The sequence below is a fragment of the Pseudomonas sp. 2024-210 genome (genome assembly GCF_045062345.1).
Lineage (GTDB): Bacteria > Pseudomonadota > Gammaproteobacteria > Pseudomonadales > Pseudomonadaceae > Aquipseudomonas.
The window spans coordinates 1-20,153 of record NZ_JBJGEJ010000009.1 but is presented as its reverse complement, the minus strand read 5'-3'; the positions used below and the strand labels follow the sequence as shown (position 1 = coordinate 20,153).

Here is a 20,153-nt window from a genome sequence, read left to right as displayed (position 1 = left end):
CGGTGGCCTTCCAGACGTTCACCTTGCGCAATGTGGTGCGCGGGCTGGTGTCCACCGCGTTGCATGCCACCCACAACCCCAACGCGGCAGCGGCTGTCGATACCGCCTTGTCGTCCGCTGGCGGGATGGCGGCGGGCGCGGGGTATGCCACGCATATGCGCAAGAACGACCTCAATGCCCATCGCGCTGGCCCGGAGTATTTGTTCGGGCGTCAAGACTGGAAGCAGCAGTATGAAACCCTGAGGGACTGTAGCCCTTCGCGAGACCCATTGATCAATGGGGGCAAGCGTTTGGCTAAATTGCCCCTGGACATCATGACCGACACCGCCAAGTCACTGGGCAAAGCCCTGTCGGCCAGCAGCTTTGCCGCCAACGGTTTGGCCTTGGGCGGTGGTGGGGCGCTGACCACCACAGCCCGCAGCGCAATCAACGCGGCGGCTGCGCAGGCTGGGCTTTCCGCTGGTGCCATTGCAGCGGCAGACGGTGCCGCCAACGTCGGATTGTCGGCCTTGTCCTTCGGGGCTTACGGGGCCGTGGCTGCGTTGAGCGACCCGGCCAGTGAGGCCGCCGTAAAAGTCCTTCAGGAAGACGTGCCGCCCAAAGCGGCGAGCCTGGCACAGGCCGCGGGTGAAACGTTGATGGCGGGAGCGGAGCGGGGCGCCGATGCGGTCGCTGGTCTGGTCAACCAGTTCCGCCAACGGCCAGTGCGAGAGTCAGAGCCGGACGTGTAAGGCATGATTAGCTCCCCCGTAGCAATGGCCGAGGTGCCTTCGATTGCTACGGGGTTGTGATCCTATGCCAGTCTTTGTCCTTCGCCAGTCAACTGTTGTCATACACACAGTTGTTTAACAAAGTGTCGGGTTGTAGCTGTTCACACACGCTTTCTAGACCCCTGTTTCGGGTTTTTTGCGCTGGCATGAACCCTGCAAAGTGCCTGTCAGAGCCAGACTATGCCCATAGATGCTCCCCTTATTGAGTCGGTGCGGAGTATTGAATTGATGTGGAAAAAGTCCGGAAAAAATGTTCAGCGTCTCCACCCGTTTGCCACGGCGTCGAGCCTGGGGGCGCTGTTGATGCTGGTACAGGGCATGAGTGTGGCTGCGCAAGATCCGACACTGGCCACGGTGGTGGTTCAGGGCGCTGGCGCCAGTGAAGCGCAGAAGGCCGAGAAACAATTGAAGAAAATCGCCGGTAATACCGCGGTGGTGGATAACCACGTCATAGAGCAGGGCAGGGCCGCCAACGCCGAAGATGTGCTGGCCTTGCAACCCGGTGTGTTTGCCCAGGCTACCAGCGGCTCGGGCGCCAATAAAATTTCGATACGCGGCTCGGGCCTCAACACGTTTTATCAAGGCTATGTGTTGGGCATTAAGTTCCTGTTTGACGGCTTGCCCCTCACCGGGCCGGGCGGCACTCAGGAAGATATGCTCGACATGGCGTCGGTTGATCACACCGAAGTGCTTTATGGCGCCAATGCCTATTTGTATTCGGCGTTGTCGCTGGGAGGTGCGATCAATATGGTCAGCAAGACCGGGCGCACCGATCCGGGTAACTCCGTGCGCCTGGAAGCGGGCAGTTTTGGTTATCGCAAACAGCAGCTCAGCACGGGTGGGGTGGTGGGCGACAGTGATTACTACGTCAGTGTGCTGCACAACGAACGCGACGGTTATCAGCACGACACTTCCAACAAAGGTCAGGGGCTGGTGGCCAACTTCGGGCATGTGTTCAGCCCCAAGCTGCAAACCCGTTTCTTCTTGCGTTATCGCGAAGAAACCCTGACCCAAGGTAACGCGCTGACCAAGTACCAACTCAAGCATGATCCCAAGAGTAACGAGGTGCCGTTCGGGCGCAAAAAAGACGGCTCGACCTTGCTCGGCAGCAAAACCACCTACACCTTTGATGACGATGCCAAGCTGGAAGTCGGCCTTGGCTATAACGATTACCCGTTGCTCAACGGCTGGCGCTATGCCGCCCAGCCGCAGGACTGGCGCTCCAAAGACCTCAACCTGACCCTGCGTTACCTGCGCACCGGCGATACCTTCCTGGGTTTGCCCAGCGACAGCAACGTCACGTTCAGCACCACCCGGGCCTGGTTGGCCGACGTCAAATCCCACAGCCGCGCCACCGGCCAGACGCTGCAAAAAACCGATTACACCGGCTCGCGCGATACGGTGTTCTCGGTGGGTAACGAGTTGCAGTTGGGCGAGCGTACCTGGCTGTCGAGCGGCGTGTCGTGGATCGATATCAAACGCAAGGCCGACATTCAGTACACCACCAGCGTCAACACCAGCGAGTTTCCCAGTGGCGTTGAATACAGTGAGTATGACTGGGCGCCGCGCGTGGGGCTGCGCTATCAGCTGACCCCGGAATTCGAGCTGTTCGGCAACGTCAGCCGCTCCATTGACCCGCCTGTGACCTGGCAGTTGGGCAGCACCGGCACCCCGTATATCCGTGATGTGCGTCCGCAAAAGGCCAACACTGTGGAGTTCGGTATTCGGGGTGGGCGCGGTATCTTCGACGGCAGCCTGACGGTCTATCGCTCATGGGTGCAAAAGGAATTGCTCTCTGTGGTGGTACGCCCGGCCAGTGCAACCGAAGATCAGCTGATCGCGACCTCCAATGGCAGCGCTACGATTCACCAAGGCATCGAGGCAGGGTTGAACGCCTTGCTCTGGGAGAATCAGAACGGCGACAGCCTGGCGTTACGTCAGGCCTATACCTATAACGATTTCCACTACCGTAACGACCCGGTATTCGGCGCCAATGAGTTGCCGGGCCTGCCGCGTCAGGTGTACCAGGCCGAGCTGCAATACCGTCAGGCCTCGGGCTTCTACGCGCAACTCAATGCGCGCGCCGCGTCCAGCTATTACGTGGACTTCGCCAACACCCTGAGCGCCCCGTCCTATGTGCTGTGGGGGGCCAAAATCGGCTATGAAGCGCCGAGCAAAAAGTGGGAGGTGTTTGTCGATGCCCGCAATCTGACCAATCAACGCTACGCCACGGCCGCTAACACCACCTATGACGCCAAAGGGCAGGACTCGGCGAATTTCTTTGTGGGCGATCCCTTTAACGTCACCACCGGTGTGGCTTACCACTTCTGACCCGGCGGGCCTGGCGTAGACAGGCCTTACATCAGCAGATAGAGCAGTACGATGTTGACCACCAGCATCACCAGCGCCGTGGGTATTTGCGCTTTGATCACGGCGTACTTGTCCGGCAGTTCCAGCAGCGCGACGGGCACCATGTTGTAGTTGGCCGCCATCGGCGTCATCAGCGTGCCGCAATAGCCGGAGAACATGCCAATCGCGGCCATCACGGCGGGGTTGGCACCATAAATCCCCACCAGCACCGGTACGCCGACACCACCGGTCATGACCGGGAAGGCGGCAAAGCCGTTGCCCATGATCATGGTGAACAGCGCCATGCCGAGCACGTAAACCATCACCGCGATCAAGCGATAGTCCATGTTGATGTACGCCGTGGTGACGTGAGCAACCGCGGTGCCGACACCGGCGTCATTGAACAGCAGGCCGAGCATGGCCAGCATTTGCGGGAGCACCATGGTCCAGCCCAGGGCTTCGGTGAGGCGGCGGGATTCACGCAAACCTTGCAGTGGCGTATCGCGGGTCAAGATACAGGCCAGTATCAAGGCGACCAGACAGCCCAGCCCTAACGACACAAAGGTGGTGTTCTTCGGATCGAGCAGGGGGACGCCGCCGATCTGCACATGTTTGAGCAGCACCGTGCCGATAACCGTCATCAGCGGGATCGACAATGCCGGGATAAACAACTGGTGGCCCAGACGCCCGGCGCTGGCGCGGGCCGCTTTGACCGGCAGCTCGGCATGCGCGCCACGGCCGACACCGCCAATGCCGGCAATACCCGCCATCACCAGTACGCCCACCCCAACCACAAAGGGCGACAAGCGATCTCCGATCAGAAACACCATTGAGAACAACGCCCAAAACAGTGCGCTGGTCCAGCGCTTTGGATGGTTGCGATCGGACACAATCATGCCGGCGGTGATCAGCAACAGCGCCCCGGCCAGCCAATAGAAATACTGGATAGAAACAATCATCGGGCCAGCTCCCTGGAGTCGTCAGCCTGGGCAACGTCGGTCAGGCTGCGCGCCAGCATCAGGTCAAAGCGATAGAGCCGCAGTGCGTGCACGATAAAGGCACAAATGGCCGTGGGAATACCCCAAAACGCGATGTGCAGCGGTTCGACATCGAGGCCCGACCCCAGCAAAAAAGTGTGCATCAGGGCAATCGCCCCAAAGGCCACAAACACATCTTCGCCAAAGAACAAACCGATATTGTCCGTGGCTGCGCACATGGCCAGTACCTTTTGCCGAACGGCGGGCGGCAGTTTGCCGTACTTGTTTTCGGCGGCGCCTTCGGCCATGGGGGCCAATAGCGGGCGCACCATTTGCGGGTGTCCGCCCAGGCTGGTCAGGCCTACCGCAGCGGTTGTTTCCCGCAAAAACAGGTACATGATCAACAACCGCCCCACGGTGGCCCGTTGAAAGCCTGCGATCCAGTTTTGTGCGTGCAGGCGCAGACCGTGGCGTTCCAATAAGCCGATAACCGCCAGAGGCAATAACAGAATGAGTTGCAAAGCCCGGGTTTGCAGAAACCCTTCCCCCATTTCGCTGATGATTTTTTCCAGCGGGAAGTTGGCCGCAAGCCCGGTGACAATGGCTGCCGCACTCACCACCAGCAGGGGATTGAAACGCAGCAAAAAGCCCATGATGATGACGAGCACGCCGATCAAGGGCCAAAGATTTACGACGGTTTGCATGAGGGTAAGGTCCCTTAGCTGATTGCGACTCACCAGGGCAGGCTGGTGTGAGCAAGGCGAAAGCGGTCAGGCACACTTTCACAAAATCGGTACGCTGCCGGACTCAGCGTGTTTTTTTATTGTGGACGCTCATGGAATGGCGACTGACCCACATGGTTGGGGGCTTTGGGCGATGCGTCCAGTCAAAAAAAGTTGTCGCCGCCGAACAAAAAAGTTTTATCAATCACCGACTTAAGCGGTCTGGCTTGAAGGCACAGTGAGCGTTTACAGTGGCACACTGTTTTAACTGGGTGGGATGTCCTACATGAATATGCGATTTCTACTGACATTCGTCTGGGTGGCCCGCCTTGGCAGTTTCCGACTCACTGCAGAAAAGCTTTCAAGCACCCAGGCGGCTATTTCGAGCCGCATTTCAGTGCTTGAAACCGAGCTGGGCGTGCAATTGTTCTTGCGTGATTCCCGAGGCGTGAACCTGACGCGCGAAGGCCATAAAGTACTGGGTTACGCCGAAGAAATGCTCGCCACCCAACAGCGCTTGCTCCAGTCATTGGGGCAGGCGGACAGCTTTACCGGACGGTTGCGCATCGGGGTGATGGACACCGTGATTCACAGCTGGCTGAGTGAGCTGATCAGCGCCTTGAGTCGTGACTATCCTCAGGTCGAAGTCGAACTGACGGCTGACACGGCGCTGAACCTCAGTGAACAGTTGCTCAAAGGCCAGCTGGACTTGATCTTCCAGACGGACCTGTTAAGGGCTGACGGGGTGCGTAATGTGCAATTGGCCCGCTACCCGCTGAGTTGGGTGGTGGCACGAAATGGCGCGTTGGACAGGCCCTATGACAGCCTTGCGGACTTGTGTCAGGAACGTTTGTTGACGTTTTCAAGGCACTCGCGACCGCATCAGGACATGCTCAACTTCTTGCATCAGCACGGCATCGCCACACCGCGCATCAGTTGTATCAATTCAGTGGCGGCGATGATCAAGCTGGTCGCCGATGGCTTTGGTATTGGCGCTTTGCCGCCGGTACTGGTCAGTCGTGAACTGCACAGTGGCGCGTTGCGTGCCTTGGCCATTGAAACTGCACCGGGTTTTTCGGTGTACGCCAGTTGGCGGGTGGGCGCCGGGCTGGAGCTGAACGAAGCGGTGGTCAACTTGAGCCAGACAGTGGTGGCTGATTATCAGCGCAGTGTCCTGCCTGAACATCTCATCTTGCCGATCAACTGATCCGTATTTTTTCGTGTTATCTGCGACTGTTATGTGTGCAGATAGCGGAGCAGAATGATTCACAACCTTTCGAGACAGACCAGAACGTCGAGTACACAGCAACGCTCACATGGGATCAGTTGATGTTCTGCGCCTGTTTTCTTACGAACGTGTAACAGGGGAAATGACATGGGCAAGATGGGATGGTTTCTGGGCGGCTTTTTAGTGTTAACCATTGGCATTGGTTTGTTGGCGACGATTCCGCCGGGTTGAAACCGGCCTCTAGCCGCTGAGCGAACGTAAGACAGCTCTCTTAATTGCGTAGGTTTGTTCTCCGGCTTAATTCCTGCCTTGGGTCAAAAAGCATGAGTGCTTAACTTTTAATTTTTCATTGATTAAGAGTTGGTCCTTATGTTGAACCGTGAAGTGTTCATACAGTTATTCCCCAAAAGTGCAGCGTCTGTAGATGTTTATTTACCCATCATGCAAGCTGTCACGCGCGCCAATACGATTGATACCCCCCGGCGCCTGGCGGCTTTTATAGCGCAGGTGGGTCATGAAAGTGCCGGTTTTACAGCGCTGGTTGAAAACCTCAACTACAGCGCTGATGGCCTTGCCGCCACGTGGGGCACACGGTTCGCGCAACGCAACAGTGCCGGGCAATACATCACGGTCATGGACGGCGGGCGTGTGCGCAGGCTGCCCAACAGCGATGCGCAAAAACTGCACCGTCAACCAGAGGCCATTGCCAATCGGGTCTATAGCAATCGTTTGGGCAATGGTTCAGAAACCTCAGGAGAGGGCTGGCTATATCGCGGCAGGGGTTTGATTCAAATCACCGGTAAAAGTAACTATCAACTATGCAGCCTCGGCCTGTTTGGCGACGAACGATTGTTAACGACCCCACAACTCTTGGAACAATGGCCTGGCGCGGTAGCGTCTGCAGGGTGGTACTGGTCATCACGCCAGCTTAATGCCTGCGCCGACGGTCAAGATTTCGAAGCGCTGACGCGAGCGATCAATGGTGGGCTTAATGGCCATGCACAGCGTTTGGCGGTGTTTGAGAAGGCCTTGGATGTTTTGTCTTGTAACGTCGGGTTTGATTGAAAGGCCCGCCAGGCCAGGTGCAAAGAGAATCTCTGCTTTTGCTCAGCGAGCCTCGTCACCGCGTGTTAACTGACGACGCGATAACACGGCACATAGGCCGCGCCACCGGGCAGTTTCATACGGTGTTGTTCAACGAATGCATGCAGTAATTTATCCAGTGGCTTCATGATGGCCGTGTCGCCGTGGATGTTATAAGGCCCATATTGCTCGATCAGGTGAATACCCTTTTCTTTCACGTTACCGGCCACAATTCCTGAGAATGCACGGCGCAAATTAGCTGCCAGTTCGTGGGGCGGCAGGTCACTGCGCAATTGCAGGTCCGCCATATTGGCGTGAGTCGGGTCGAAAGGGCGCTGGAACCCTTCATCGATTTTCAATAACCAGTTGAAGTGAAACGCATCATTGCGTTCGCGGCGAAATTGTTTAACCGCTTTGAGGCCTGCGGTCATTTGCCGGGCAACTTCTGCCGGGTTGTCAATGATGATCTGGTAGTGCTGCTGGGCTGTCTCGCCCAACGTGGCGCCGACAAACTCATGCAACTGTTGCAAGTACGGTGCGGCTTCTCGGGGGCCTGTCAGGATCACCGGGAATGGCACGTCTCGGTTGTCCGGATGCATCAAAATCCCTAGCAGGTAAAGGAACTCTTCAGCGGTTCCGGCGCCGCCCGGGAAGATGATGACGCCGTGGCCAACACGTACAAACGCTTCCAGGCGTTTTTCGATGTCCGGCAGGATCACCAGTTCGTTGACGATGGGGTTGGGCGCCTCGGCTGCGATGATGCCCGGCTCGGTCAGTCCCAGATAACGCCCGCCTGTGAGGCGTTGCTTGGCGTGGGAAATGGTTGCGCCCTTCATCGGCCCTTTCATCACGCCTGGCCCACAACCCGTGCAGATATCCAGACTGCGCAGGCCCAGTTCGTGGCCCACTTTTTTGGTGTACTTGTATTCTTCGGTATTGATCGAGTGGCCGCCCCAGCACACCACAATTTTGGGCTCGACGCCGGGGCGCAACGTACGGGCATTGCGCAGCAGGTGAAACACATAGTCAGTGATGCCCGCCGAACTGCTCAGGTCGATGCGCGGGCTGTCGAGACCGCTTTGTGTGTACACGATGTCTCGCAGGGCGCTGAACAACATTTCGCGGGTGCTGGCGATCATTTCGCCATCGACAAAGGCATCGGCCGGGGCATTTAGCAGCTCAAGGCGTACCCCCCGGTCTTGCTGGTGAATCCGCACTTCGAAATCCTGATACGCCTCAAGAATGGTTTTAGCGTTATCGACGTGGGCGCCGGTGTTGAGAATGGCCAGTACACATTGACGAAAAAGCGTGTAGCTACTGCCCGAGCCAACCTCACTCAGTTGCTGAACTTCACGTTGGGATAAAGTTTCCAGGCTGCCCTTAGGGCTTACCGAAGCATTGATGACGTGTCTTTGAACCATTGTGGGCTTCCTGTGAGCGGGATCGAAAAATGGCGTGGCGTAGCTGTTTAATCCCTATCAGCGATTCGCTAGTGCCGGGCGAGAGGTCCCAACTCTTACGGCTTTGGTTGTTGTCACTTTCAGCATAGTCGCCGCAGATGAGGCTGGTTGCGGTTTTTCCCTACAGTAACACTGCCGGCGTATAAGGCCAGTATCGACCTGTTCGGTTGCCGGATCGCGACAAAGCTGTGAGTGTCTGAGATAAGCTTCGGTTCAAAATGAGCATTCGCCAAGGGGCACCCCATTGATTATTACCACGACAAACAGGATTGAAGGCCGCCAGATCACCGAGTATCTGGGGGTCGTCAGTGCAGAGTCCGTTCACGGCATTAATGTCGTGCGCGATTTTTTTACTGGAGTGCGGGACTTTTTTGGTGGGCGCTCTCAGACCCTGGAGCGGGCATTGAAAGAGGCGCGTGCTGAGGTGACGGATGAAATCCGCGAAAGGGCGCAGCATCTTCAAGCTGACGCCATTGTGGGGCTGAACTTTGAAATCAGCATGCCTTCCGGCAGAGGCGGCATGCTGGTGGTGTTCGCTACGGGGACGGCGGTGCGGTTGAACTGATCAGGGTGCGACAGGTTGCATAAGGTCAGTGCGCACAACCACGACTGAGGATGGGTTGTGTGTGATCAGCTTGCCGGGATAAGCGTTGAAGGGAAGGTAGGTGAGCTGAGGCTTTTTCCCGGAAATGACTGAAGTAATCAGCCCTGCGCCTCCGTTCTTCCAAACAGTGCAGCTCGCCTCATCATCGACCCACATGACGATGCCGCCGCCTAAAAGATCTGCCAGGCATTGCTGGGGGGCGTCTTTGCGGGTGATCAAACCGCTTTGGTTAACGTCAGGCATCACAACCTCTTGAAGATTGGTTTGAGCCATGAGTTCGGCTTCATTGTTCCAACGGTGAGGGTTGTTCGGATTCTCGGCGTGTGGATTCAGTAACATCTCGGCCAAATAACTTTCGCCCTGAATCACGCCATAGAGCTCAAGGGCGCCTTCGGATTTATTTTCGAGAATGAAAGGGCCTGAAATTCGCGTTTCAGCAACCGCCGTGAAAGGGATTGCCAGGCATACTAAAAGTGAGGCCAAGTGTTTCGCATATTTTTGTGAGTTAAGCATTATCGGTGCTCTTTTCTGTGTGCGCTTGCTGGGGATGGGGAATGCTCTGACCTGCTCAACGTCATCTGCATACAGATGAGGGGCAGGATTCTGGCGGGTGCAAAAGCAAGCGGCCACAGTAAGCAGTAAAAATGCTTTTCGACCAAGAAGTTAACTATTTGAATTTATTACATAAATAGTTGAATGAATTCGACTGCCCTGGGGGCAGCCGAATCAAGCGCGCAGGGCGCGAAGGGGGGGGCAATATTTAGATCGTAGTGGTAACAGGTGCCGCAGCAGCATGTTTTGAAAGGGCTTGCTGAAGCTTTTCTTCTTGCTCAGGCGACAGGGACGTGCGCAGCACCTTGCCTTTGAAGTCTGACTGTTCAAGTTCCTGAAGGACTTTTTCGGGTTGGAACTTGCGCAACAGAACGAACAGGGCGGACGAGTCTTTTGGAATGGTTTCGCTGAGATTTTTGATGAAGTCGTCGTCAATGCCGTAATCGGCCATCGAACCGGATAGGGCGCCCATTCCGGCCCCTGCCGCGCCGCCGATCACGAAGCCGGCTAAAGGATTGAGAAACAACAGACCGACCAGCGCGCCCCAAAGGCCCCCTGTAACCAGGCCCGAGGTTGCTCCCAAGGCTTTCAGATTAACGCTTTGCTTGATATGAACCTTGCCTTCTGCGTTGCGTACAACAATGACGGCATCCTCAAGTTCTACCAAATGTTCTTTGCCCAACGAGGCGAGTTTGGTAAGGGCGCGGTCGGCTGTTTCAGTATCTGGAAATCCCACAACGATTAAATCTGACATGTCTTTCATTCCTTGACTGTACAGGTCCAGCCCAAGGTCGGGCTGACGCTTACGAAGGTAAGTCACACGCTGGACTGTTTGACCTTCTGCGAGGAAAGAGCGTGGTCGCTAACCTTAAAACGGTCAAGTCGAGAGGAGGATTCTGCGAGTGCTTTGGTAACAATGGCGAGTGAATGTCATTGCAGGGAGGGAAGGGGCGTGAATAGAGGAGGGCTGGCTGAGCAGCCCTGACACTCGGTTCGAGGGCTGATACCTCGAACGCTTAGGACGGATCTACCTTGTCTGTAGCAGTCAAGCCAGCCTGGATGCGTTGATAAATCTCTTCACGGTGGACAGCCACATCTTTCGGCGCATTGATGCCGATTCTGACTTGTTGCCCGCTGACACCTAAAATAGTGATCGTAATATCGTCACCGATGTTTATGCTTTCACCAACTTTACGGGTGAGTATCAGCATTTTTTTCTCCTTGATGGCTTTGTAAGGTACGTCTCTGAGACGGTGCGGCTTCGTTCATGGCTACAGAATACTGCTAAGTGGATATAAATGCGCCGCTCATTACAGACGTCCTCGCCAAGGGTTAAATTCCCTGAGTGCGGGAATATCTTGGTACAGACCTTTAATAAGGGCGTATTGGATTTGTTCAAGGAGAGCAAATGCACTGTCCCGGTGATAAAATCGCCCCACTCAAACAGATAGGGGAAATGCAGTGCGCAAAGTCATCGTGATGACAGCAATATTGGCCTTGACGGCTTGCGGTCAGGAGTCTAACGATAAAATCCAGCCGGCTAAAGCAGCTTCGGAGTCAACGGTAGCACAGGCGCCTGTTGCTCACTGGGCATTGGAGATTACTGAGGGCCAGCGCGCAACCATCACCGATACCACGGGCAGGCTCATGGAACATGGTTTCACCCCCTATATTTACGAACATGACGGTGTTAAGCATTTCCTGATCGGGCCGTTCGCGACCCAGGCTCAAGCCCTGGAGACGCAGGAAAAGATGAAGCTAAAGCCTAAGCTGGACGGCATTGAAACCAACATTATTGAATTGCCCGCCAGCAACCAATAAACCAAAAGCGCCACATGCAGAGTGAGCGTAGCTGCAAGCTGGCGCTTTTACGTTTTATTTATTCGCGGATCTGTCCGGGTGTTCGCCGACGATGCACGACGTTAAGGGCATTAAGGGAATGAGCAATCACAAGATCCAGATTCGTCGAAGCAATGTTGAAAAAATCCTGATCGGCGCAGAGAAGGTGTTTGCTGAAAAGGGGTTCGCGGGTGCGGCAATGGCGGACATTGCCGCTGAAGTGCAACTGCCGCGTTCCAATCTGCATTACTACTTCAGCACCAAGACCGAGCTGTACAGCGCGGTGTTATTAGGTTTGCTCGACGTGTGGAAGCAGGACGCACTGTGTTTTGAAACCTACGATGACCCACGTCTGGTGCTCAGCAGCTACATCCGGGCCAAAATGAACCATTCGCGCACACGGCCCTATGGCTCGAAGGTATGGGCCAACGAAATCATTCATGGTGCGCCGTCTTTGGGCCAGACGCTGGATGCCAGCCTGTATGACTGGGCCAAGATGAAAGAAGCGAAAATCCGCCAGTGGGTAGCCGATAAACGAATTCTGGCGGTAGAGCCGGCCAGTTTGTTGTACATGATCTGGGCTTCAACCCAGCATTACGCCGACTTTGATCATCAAGTGAATATCCTCAATGACCATCAGCCCTTGTCGGACATTCAGTACGAGCGCGCTGTGCACACAGTGACCAGCGTGATTTTGCGAGGTATCGGGCTGGAGCCCTAAGGGTGGAGAGAGAGCGCGAATTTTCGTCGTTGCTGACGAGGAACGAAGGCTGCGATCGACGGCGAAGACGTCGCAAAACCAGAGACACCGAGGGGCCCCCACTTTGCGAACGCTTCGCGCTCGATCGCAGCCTTCGTCAGCGACTACAGTGCGTTACACCCTCCCTCAGGATGCCACGCGGTAGGGGTTGCGCGGGTCGTGGTTCCAGTCCAGAAACGGCAAGCCATTGTTGTGAGGCACCATCTCAATGCAATCAGCGACGGGGCAGGTGATCTGGCACAAGTTGCAACCGACGCACTCATCGTCGATCACTTCATAGCGATGGGTTCCGTTCGCCAGCTTCACACTGGAAATGGCCTGGTGCGAGGTGTCTTCGCAGGCAATATGGCAGCGTCCGCAGCCGATACAGGCGTCCTGATCAATCTTGGCGATCACCTGATAATTGATATCAAGGTATTTCCAGTCAGTGGTATTGCCCACGGCTCGCCCGGAAAAATCATCCAGGCTGGTATAGCCTTGGCTGTCCATCCAGCGTGATAAACCGTCTTTCATCTCTTCGACAATGCGAAATCCGTGAAGCATCGCGGCCGTACACACCTGCACTGACCCACAGCCCAATGCGATGAATTCTGCCGCATCACGCCAGCTGCCAATGCCACCAATCCCGCAAATCGGTAAGCCTTTGGTCAAAGGATCACGGGCGATTTCTGCCACCATGTTCAGTGCAATCGGCTTGACTGCCGAACCGCAATACCCGCCGTGAGTGCTTTGAGTGCCCACCACCGGCAGCGCCACCATGCGCTCAAGGTCAACACTGGTGATTGAGTTGATGGTGTTGATCAGCGACACCGCATCGGCACCGCCACGGTGTGCCGCGCGCGCACTGAGGCGCACATCGGTGATATTGGGCGTCAGCTTGACGATGACCGGCAGCGAGCAGTAGGTTTTGCACCAGCGCGTGACCATCTCGACGTACTCGGGTACCTGGCCCACGGCTGCGCCCATGCCGCGCTCGGGCATGCCGTGAGGGCAACCGAAGTTCAGTTCGATACCATCAGCGCCCGTGGCTTCAACCAGCGGCAAAATGTGTTTCCACGCCGCTTCTTCGCACGGCACCATCAGCGACACAATCAGTGCGCGGTCGGGCCAGTCCTTTTTGACCTGGGTTATTTCGCGCAAGTTGATTTCAAGCGAGCGGTCGGTAATCAGCTCAATGTTGTTGATGCCCATGACTTCGCGGTTAGGCCCGAAGTGTGCTGAATAACGTGAGGATACGTTGACGGCTGCCGGGTCTTCACCCAGGGTTTTCCAGACCACGCCGCCCCAGCCCGCCTCATAGGCACGCACCACGTTGTAGGCTTTGTCGGTCGGCGGGGCAGAAGCCAGCCAGAAAGGGTTGGGCGCTTTGATACCGGCGAAGTTAATCGATAGATCGGCCATTTACGCAGCCTCCTGATTGAGCATGAGTTGGGCATGAATGGCTTCAGCGGCAAGCTTGCCGTGTTGTACAGCCTGCACGGTCAGGTCTTGACCCAGCGATGTGCAATCACCACCGGCGTACACACCGGCCACGCTGGTGCGCAATTGCTCGTCGACCTCGATGCGGTCGCCGATCCGATTGAGTGAGCTTGCCAGTGGATCACTCAGCGCCGTTTCGTCAAATGCCTGGCCGATGGCCTTGAACACCGCGTCGGCAGCCAGTTCGAAGGTTTCGCCGGTTGGCTGTAGCCGCCCGTTTTCAAGTCGGGTACGGGCAAAGCGCATGCCACGGACTTGCCCGTGCTCATCCAGTAACACCTCGTCGGGCTGCGCCCAGGTCATCAATCGCACCTGATTATCTTTGGCGATGTCTTGTTCATGACCGGTAGCCCCCATGTCCGCCAGCCCGCGGCGATACACCAAATTCACTTCCCGCGCACCCAGGCGGGCCATTTGAACGGCCATGTCGATGGCCGTGTTACCGGCACCCAGCACGATGCAGCGCTCGGCCAGTGGTAATTGGGTCAAGTCATCACTCTGACGTAATTCGCGGATGTAATCGGTCGCGGCCAACAGGCCGGGTGCGTCTTCGTGGGGCAGGCCCAACTGACGGCTGGCTGCCAAGCCAATGCCCAAAAAGACCGAGTCGAAGCGTTGATGCAGCTCGCTGAGGCTGAGGTTGTCACCCAAGCGCTGACCGTGGCGCACTTCGATTCCGCCAACTTCCAGAACAAAGTCCACTTCCTGCTGGGCAAAGTCGTCCACCAATTTGTATTTGGCGATCCCGTATTCATTGAGCCCGCCCGCTTTCTCCCGAGCTTCGAAAATCACCACTTCATGACCATGCAGCGCCAGTCGATGAGCGCAGGCCAGCCCGGCAGGCCCTGCACCCACCACGGCGATACGCTTGCCAGTCGGCTGCGCCCGTTTAAAGGGATGTTCGCTGAACTGGGCGTGGTCGACGGCATAACGCTGCAACAAACCGATCAATACCGGTGCGCACTCTTGCTCGTTATTGCGTACGCAGGCTTGCTGGCACAGGACTTCAGTGGGGCACACGCGGGCACAACTGCCGCCCAGAATATTGGCCGAAAGAATTTTATGCGCTGCGCCTTGCACGTTTTCTTGCTGGATATTGCGAATAAACGATGGAATATCAATGTCGCTGGGGCATGCGTTGACGCAGGGCGCGTCGTAGCAATACAAGCAGCGCGAGCTTTCCAGTACGGCCTGTCGGGCGGTCAACGGCGGCGCCAGATCAGTGAACTGACTGGCCAATACCAACGCATCTTGATGGGGATGCGGCAAATGATTCAGGGATTTGATCACGGTGAGTGCCTCACGGTTGTGGGAAGCTTCTGCCTCTTTCGGACAGTGGTTTTTATTGACTTAGCGTTTAACCGCCACGGGAGGGTGCTGCTCTGCGCGTTTTTTCAGTTGGTCGAACACCGCCGGGTAGGCCGGACGTTCGATATAACGACCCGCACCACGTTCTGCTCGTAAATCGCCATCGGCCCATACCACTCGACCCTGGCTGATGGTGTGGCTCGGAACACCGCGCACGGTTTTGCCTTCAAAAATGTTGAAATCGACTTTTTGATGGTGGGTTTTCGCTGAAATGGTGCGAGTACCCGCTGGGTCCCACAGCACCAAATCGGCATCGGCGCCGACCCGGATCGAACCTTTACGCGGGTACATATTGAAAATCTTGGCGGTGTTAGTGGATGTCAGTGCGACAAACTCCTGCATCGACAGGCGGCCCGTGTTCACCCCCTCATCCCACAGCACTGCCATGCGGTCTTCAATCCCCGCTGTGCCGTTGGGGATCAGGCTGAAATTATCGCGCCCGGCTGCCTTTTGCTCGGCGCAAAAGCAGCAATGATCGGTGGCCGTGGTATGCAGGTTGCCCGATTGCAAACCCTGCCAAAGCGCCTCTTGATGGCCGCGCGGGCGGAAGGGCGGGCTCATCACGTAGCCGGCTGCGGTCTGCCAGTCTGGGTGCTGGTACACGCTTTCATCTAAGAGCAAATGCCCCGCAAGCACTTCGCCATACACAGGTTGGCCCTGACGGCGGGCGTAGGTGATTTCGTCCAGCGCTTCACGGGTCGATACATGCACCAGATACAAGGGAGTGCCGATGGTCTGTGCAATGCGGATCGCCCGGCTGGCGGCTTCACCTTCCACCTGCGAAGGGCGCGACAGCGGATGCGCTTCAGGGCCGGTCATGCCTTGAGCCAGCAACTTGCGTTGCAAGTGATACACCAGCTCGCCATTTTCAGCATGCACCGTGGGCACCGCGCCCAGTTCCAAACAGCGTTCGAAGCTGGCCACTAACGTATCATCGGCGGCCATGATGGCGTTTTTATACGCCATGAAATGTTTGAAACTGTTGATGCCGTGATGGCTGACCAACTCGGCCATTTCTTCGCGAACCTGTTCACTCCACCAGGTGATTGCGACGTGAAAACCGTAGTCCGAGGCTGACTTCTCAGCCCAGCCCCGCCACTGATGAAAAGCCTCCAGCAAAGATTGCTGCGGATTGGGAATCACAAAATCAATAATGGAGGTGGTGCCGCCTGCCAGACCGGCCGCCGTGCCCGTGAAAAAGTCCTCGCTGGCCACCGTGCCCATAAACGGAAGTTGCATGTGAGTGTGTGGATCAATACCGCCGGGAAGTAAATATTGACCACTGCCATCAAGAACTTCACACCCGGCCGGAACATCAAGATCGGTTCCAATGGCGCGGACTAGACCGTCGGCGCAATAAACATCAGCGCAATAACTTTCATCATGGGTCACAAGCGTAGCGCCACGGATTAACAGTGACATACGGAGTTCCTCGCAGGCAGACCGACTAAGTGCCGGTTCTAAGTGTTGTTATTACCAGCACGGTGCAGTCGTGATTCCTGTCACTGGTGTCAGGAATGAAATCTAGTGGGTTATTAAGAAATGATCAAACTTTATTTTTAATGTTTTATAAATGACCTAACTCATTGTTTTATAAGTATTTATTTTATAAATAACCAAAATGGTGCATGCGCTCACCATTTTGACGCACTTGACAGGATTCAAATATAAGCGAAGTTTCTTACGTGAAATCAGGCGTTTGAGGTGCCTAAAGTCGAACCTGATAAGCACTTAAAATAATTAAGCGTGCACCGACTTGTTTCGTTTTGTTATATGGATTTTTTCCACGGGGGTAACACCCTGCGCTTAACAAGAATGAGTGCTATTTCGGCAAATGCTTATTAGCTGTTAAACCAGGCAGTTGCACCGTTGAGCCGTGGAATATCGCAAGGACTAGGTAAGTCGGCACAGTTCTTGATTGTGGTTGGCACTACCGGATCAACCGTGTCAGCCAAGTGAGCCGCATTGCGTTAAAGCGCAGGGCTTGAAGAACATAAAAAAAGAGAGTGAACGAGCATGCAATCGAGCAGATCACACGTCACCGAACGGGACGGTTTGTACGAGTTGGACGCTGGCCCTGAAGTTCTTGAAAGTCCTCGCTATAACCACGACATGGCGCCCACTAAAGTTCATGAGCGCACCTGGAACAAATGGCATATCACCGCGTTATGGGTGGGCATGTCGATTTGTGTGCCCACCTATACATTGGGCGGCGTATTGACGGCTTACTTCGGGTTAAGTGTGGGCGAGGCACTGCTGGCCATCTTGTTTGCCAATATCGTTGTTCTGATTCCCCTGACACTTAATGCTTTTCCCGGTACTAAATACGGCATTCCCTTTCCCGTATTACTCCGTTCTTCGTTCGGCATTATCGGCTCCAATGTGCCCTGCCTGATTCGGGCGTTGGTGGCGTGTGGCTGGTTCGGCATTCAGACGTTATTTGGCGGATTGGCCATTCATCTGTTTCTGGGATCGGTATTCGAGGGCTGGAAAAGTCTGGGCGGTACGGGTGAGGTGATCGGCTTCATGATTTTTTGGGCGCTCAATCTTTGGGTCGTGTTGCGCGGTGCCGAGTCGATCAAATGGCTCGAAACCCTGTCGGCACCTTTGCTGGTCCTGGTGGGTATCGGTTTGCTGGTCTGGGCATTGCCTAACGTGTCGATGACCGAATTGCTGGCTCAACCACCCAAGCGCCCTGAAGGAGCCAGTGTGTATGGCTATTTCTTTGCAGGCCTGACCGCCATGGTCGGCTTTTGGGCGACCTTGTCGCTGAACATTCCGGATTTCAGTCGTTACGCCAAAAGCCAGAAAGACCAGATTCTGGGGCAGATCTTGGGCTTGCCCCTGACCATGTTCCTGTTTGCGGCGTTGGGTGTGGTGTTGACCGCCGCCTCCGAAAAATTGGTGGGCGTGACGGTGTCAGACCCGGTGAGTCTGATCGGCCACATCCAGAGTCCGGGCTGGGTAGCCCTGGCGATGGCCTTGATCATCATCGCGACGTTGTCGACCAATACCGCGGCCATTATTGTTTCACCGACCAATGACTTCCAGAACATTGCACCCAAGCTGATCAACCGCACCAAAGCCGTGATATTGACCGGTCTGGTCGGGCTGGCCCTGATGGCCCACGAATTATTGAAAAAACTGGGCCTGCTGGTTTCGGATGTCAGCCTCGAAACCGTGTATTCCAACTGGTTGCTGGGCTACTCCAGCCTGCTGGGGCCCATCGCCGGGATCATGGTCGTGGACTACTTTATCGTCCGCCAGCAACGGCTTGACCTGGCCGGGCTTTATGTCGATGGCGTGTACCCCGCCTGGAACTGGAACGGTTTTATTGCCTTCGGTGTGCCCGTTGCCCTGACGCTGATGTCGCTGGGTAGCAGTTCATTCAGTTGGTTCTACGATTTCGGCTGGTTTACCGGCTCACTGCTGGGTGCTGCCATTTATTACGCTTTGTTCCGCCTGAGCAGCCCACAGACGGCGGCCGTCAAAGGCGCTATTTAAAGCTTGAAACACTCAATAAAAACTGCCTGAGGAAACCACCATGAACGCAGCACACGACCTTCAGCAGCATCGCAAAGCAACCATCAACGGCGAGCGCCTGTGGGCCTCATTGATGGAATTGGCGCAACTGGGTGCCACGGTCAAAGGCGGCGTCTGTCGCCTGGCCCTTACCGACCTCGACCGCCAGGCCCGAGACCTGTTTGTGCGCTGGTGCGAAGAGGCGGGGTGTACCGTCAGCGTCGATGCGGTGGGTAATATTTTTGCCCGGCGGCCGGGTACCAATCCCGACTTGCCGCCCGTGATGACCGGCAGCCACATCGACACCCAACCCACGGGCGGCAAGTTTGACGGCTGCTATGGGGTGCTGGCGGGGGTTGAAGTGCTGCGCAGCCTTAATGACTTGAATATTCAGACTGAAGCACCGCTGGAAGTCGTGGTGTGGACCAACGAAGAAGGCTCGCGATTTGCCCCCTGCATGATGGGCTCCGGGGTGTTTGCCGATAAATTTACGCTGGAAGAAACACTGGCCAAAACCGATGCCGACGGCGTGACCGTCGGTGAGGCACTGAATGCCATCGGTTACGCAGGCAGTCGAACCGTCAACGGGCACCCGGTCGGTGCCTATTTTGAGGCGCATATCGAGCAAGGTCCGATCCTCGAAGATGAACGCAAAACCATCGGCGTGGTGCTCGGTGCCTTGGGCCAGAAATGGTTCGACCTCAACCTGCGCGGTGTGGAAGCACACGCAGGGCCAACGCCTATGCACCTGCGCAAAGATGCGCTGGTCGGCGCGGCGGCAGTGGTCGCGGCCGTCAACCAGGCTGCGCTAGGCCATCAACCGCATGCGTGCGGGACGGTCGGCTGCCTGCAGGCTTATCCCGGCTCGCGCAACGTCATTCCCGGCGAAGTGCGCATGACCCTCGACTTTCGTCATCTGATCCCCGAGCGCCTTGACGCGATGATTGCTCAAGTGCGTCAGGTCATCGAAGCCACCTGCGAGCAACATGGCCTGAGCTTTGACCTGACCCCGACGGCTGATTTTCCACCGCTGTACTTCAACGACGATTGCGTCAATGCCGTGCGCGATGCGGCCAATGAACTGGGTTTGTCTAACATGGACATCGTCAGCGGCGCAGGGCATGACGCCATCTTTTTGGCCGAGCTGGGCCCGGCGGGGATGATATTTGTGCCGTGTGAAGGTGGCATCAGCCACAACGAAATCGAAAATGCCGACCCCAAGGATCTGGCGGCGGGGTGTGCGGTCTTGCTCAAGGCGATGCTGGCAGCCTCGAAGACAGGTTTTGCGCGGGCCCTGTAGCCGCTGACGAGGAACGAAGGCTGCGATCGGCGGCAGAGCCGTCGTAAAACCTGGCGCTGCGAGGTGGCATCGTTTGCGACCGCTTCGCGCTCGATCGCAGCCTTCGTGCCTTGGCAGCGGCTACATTGACACCGCGCTGT

18 protein-coding genes are annotated in these 20,153 nt (G+C 56.3%); 9 read left to right on the top strand and 9 right to left on the bottom strand.

Annotated features, from left to right (window positions below; all coding sequences use genetic code 11):
* Window positions 1-2 precede the first annotated feature (2 nt).
* Window positions 3-731, top strand: coding sequence for a hypothetical protein (locus ACI7MX_RS14225; protein ID WP_405589462.1), 729 nt, complete (start codon window positions 3-5; stop codon window positions 729-731).
* A 267-nt stretch (window positions 732-998) separates the two neighbouring features.
* Entirely contained in the window at window positions 999-3,101 is a 2,103-nt protein-coding gene (locus ACI7MX_RS14220) for a TonB-dependent receptor family protein (RefSeq protein ID WP_405589465.1), read from the top strand.
* Between the two features lie 26 nt (window positions 3,102-3,127).
* Here ACI7MX_RS14220 and ACI7MX_RS14215 read toward each other — a convergent pair whose 3' ends face one another.
* Together ACI7MX_RS14215 and ACI7MX_RS14210 are read right to left on the bottom strand one after the other, a co-directional pair.
* Complete coding sequence (locus ACI7MX_RS14215) at window positions 3,128-4,078, bottom strand: DUF979 domain-containing protein (protein ID WP_405589468.1); 951 nt, start codon at window positions 4,076-4,078, stop codon at window positions 3,128-3,130.
* A complete protein-coding gene (locus ACI7MX_RS14210; protein WP_314483891.1) occupies window positions 4,075-4,800 on the bottom strand; it encodes a DUF969 domain-containing protein in 726 nt (241 codons plus the stop codon). Before ACI7MX_RS14210 ends, ACI7MX_RS14215 begins: the two co-directional genes overlap by 4 nt.
* A 304-nt stretch (window positions 4,801-5,104) precedes the next feature.
* On the opposite strand from ACI7MX_RS14210, the gene ACI7MX_RS14205 reads away from it, so the two are divergent.
* Together ACI7MX_RS14205 and ACI7MX_RS14200 are read left to right on the top strand one after the other, a co-directional pair.
* The gene (locus tag ACI7MX_RS14205) at window positions 5,105-6,025 is read left to right on the top strand and encodes a LysR family transcriptional regulator (protein ID WP_405589472.1); all 921 of its coding nucleotides are present in this window, start codon (window positions 5,105-5,107) and stop codon (window positions 6,023-6,025) included.
* A gap of 390 nt (window positions 6,026-6,415) precedes the next feature.
* Window positions 6,416-7,111, top strand: a complete 696-nt coding sequence (locus ACI7MX_RS14200; RefSeq protein WP_405589475.1) for a glycoside hydrolase family 19 protein — start codon at window positions 6,416-6,418, stop codon at window positions 7,109-7,111.
* 65 nt (window positions 7,112-7,176) lie between these two features.
* Here the strand turns inward: ACI7MX_RS14200 and ppnN are convergent, their stop codons facing one another.
* Window positions 7,177-8,550 (bottom strand): nucleotide 5'-monophosphate nucleosidase PpnN, encoded by a 1,374-nt coding sequence (gene ppnN / locus ACI7MX_RS14195; protein ID WP_314483898.1) that lies wholly within the window; start codon window positions 8,548-8,550, stop codon window positions 7,177-7,179.
* Between the two features lie 283 nt (window positions 8,551-8,833).
* Between ppnN and ACI7MX_RS14190 the strand changes: the two genes are divergently transcribed.
* Complete coding sequence (locus ACI7MX_RS14190) at window positions 8,834-9,154, top strand: YbjQ family protein (protein WP_314483900.1); 321 nt, start codon at window positions 8,834-8,836, stop codon at window positions 9,152-9,154.
* Here ACI7MX_RS14190 and ACI7MX_RS14185 read toward each other — a convergent pair whose 3' ends face one another.
* From ACI7MX_RS14185 to csrA, 3 genes are all read right to left on the bottom strand, one after another.
* Window positions 9,155-9,706 carry a hypothetical protein gene (locus tag ACI7MX_RS14185; RefSeq protein ID WP_405589483.1) on the bottom strand — a complete coding sequence of 184 codons (552 nt, stop codon included), beginning with the start codon at window positions 9,704-9,706 and terminating at the stop codon, window positions 9,155-9,157.
* Between the two features lie 247 nt (window positions 9,707-9,953).
* Complete coding sequence (locus tag ACI7MX_RS14180; protein ID WP_314483904.1) at window positions 9,954-10,508, bottom strand: DUF1269 domain-containing protein; 555 nt, start codon at window positions 10,506-10,508, stop codon at window positions 9,954-9,956.
* Window positions 10,509-10,761: 253 nt separating this feature from the next.
* Window positions 10,762-10,956, bottom strand: a complete 195-nt coding sequence (gene csrA, locus ACI7MX_RS14175; RefSeq protein ID WP_122782212.1) for a carbon storage regulator CsrA — start codon at window positions 10,954-10,956, stop codon at window positions 10,762-10,764.
* A gap of 250 nt (window positions 10,957-11,206) precedes the next feature.
* Here csrA and ACI7MX_RS14170 point away from each other — a divergent pair, with 250 nt between their 5' ends.
* Together ACI7MX_RS14170 and ACI7MX_RS14165 are read left to right on the top strand one after the other, a co-directional pair.
* The gene (locus ACI7MX_RS14170) at window positions 11,207-11,566 is read left to right on the top strand and encodes a hypothetical protein (protein ID WP_405589487.1); all 360 of its coding nucleotides are present in this window, start codon (window positions 11,207-11,209) and stop codon (window positions 11,564-11,566) included.
* A 118-nt stretch (window positions 11,567-11,684) separates the two neighbouring features.
* A complete protein-coding gene (locus ACI7MX_RS14165; protein ID WP_314492459.1) occupies window positions 11,685-12,305 on the top strand; it encodes a TetR family transcriptional regulator C-terminal domain-containing protein in 621 nt (206 codons plus the stop codon).
* 165 nt (window positions 12,306-12,470) lie between these two features.
* Here the strand turns inward: ACI7MX_RS14165 and preA are convergent, their stop codons facing one another.
* Genes preA through hydA form a run of 3 tightly spaced genes read right to left on the bottom strand, consistent with a single transcriptional unit; the run spans window position 12,471 to window position 16,613 of the window.
* Complete coding sequence (gene preA, locus ACI7MX_RS14160) at window positions 12,471-13,745, bottom strand: NAD-dependent dihydropyrimidine dehydrogenase subunit PreA (protein ID WP_314492462.1); 1,275 nt, start codon at window positions 13,743-13,745, stop codon at window positions 12,471-12,473.
* Complete coding sequence (locus ACI7MX_RS14155) at window positions 13,746-15,113, bottom strand: NAD(P)-dependent oxidoreductase (protein WP_405589491.1); 1,368 nt, start codon at window positions 15,111-15,113, stop codon at window positions 13,746-13,748.
* 60 nt (window positions 15,114-15,173) lie between these two features.
* Complete coding sequence (gene hydA / locus ACI7MX_RS14150) at window positions 15,174-16,613, bottom strand: dihydropyrimidinase (RefSeq protein WP_314492468.1); 1,440 nt, start codon at window positions 16,611-16,613, stop codon at window positions 15,174-15,176.
* 594 nt (window positions 16,614-17,207) lie between these two features.
* On the opposite strand from hydA, the gene ACI7MX_RS14145 reads away from it, so the two are divergent.
* Complete coding sequence (locus ACI7MX_RS14145; protein WP_405589494.1) at window positions 17,208-18,695, top strand: NCS1 family nucleobase:cation symporter-1; 1,488 nt, start codon at window positions 17,208-17,210, stop codon at window positions 18,693-18,695.
* 40 nt (window positions 18,696-18,735) lie between these two features.
* Window positions 18,736-20,013, top strand: coding sequence for a Zn-dependent hydrolase (locus ACI7MX_RS14140; protein WP_314492474.1), 1,278 nt, complete (start codon window positions 18,736-18,738; stop codon window positions 20,011-20,013).
* Window positions 20,014-20,153 lie beyond the last annotated feature (140 nt).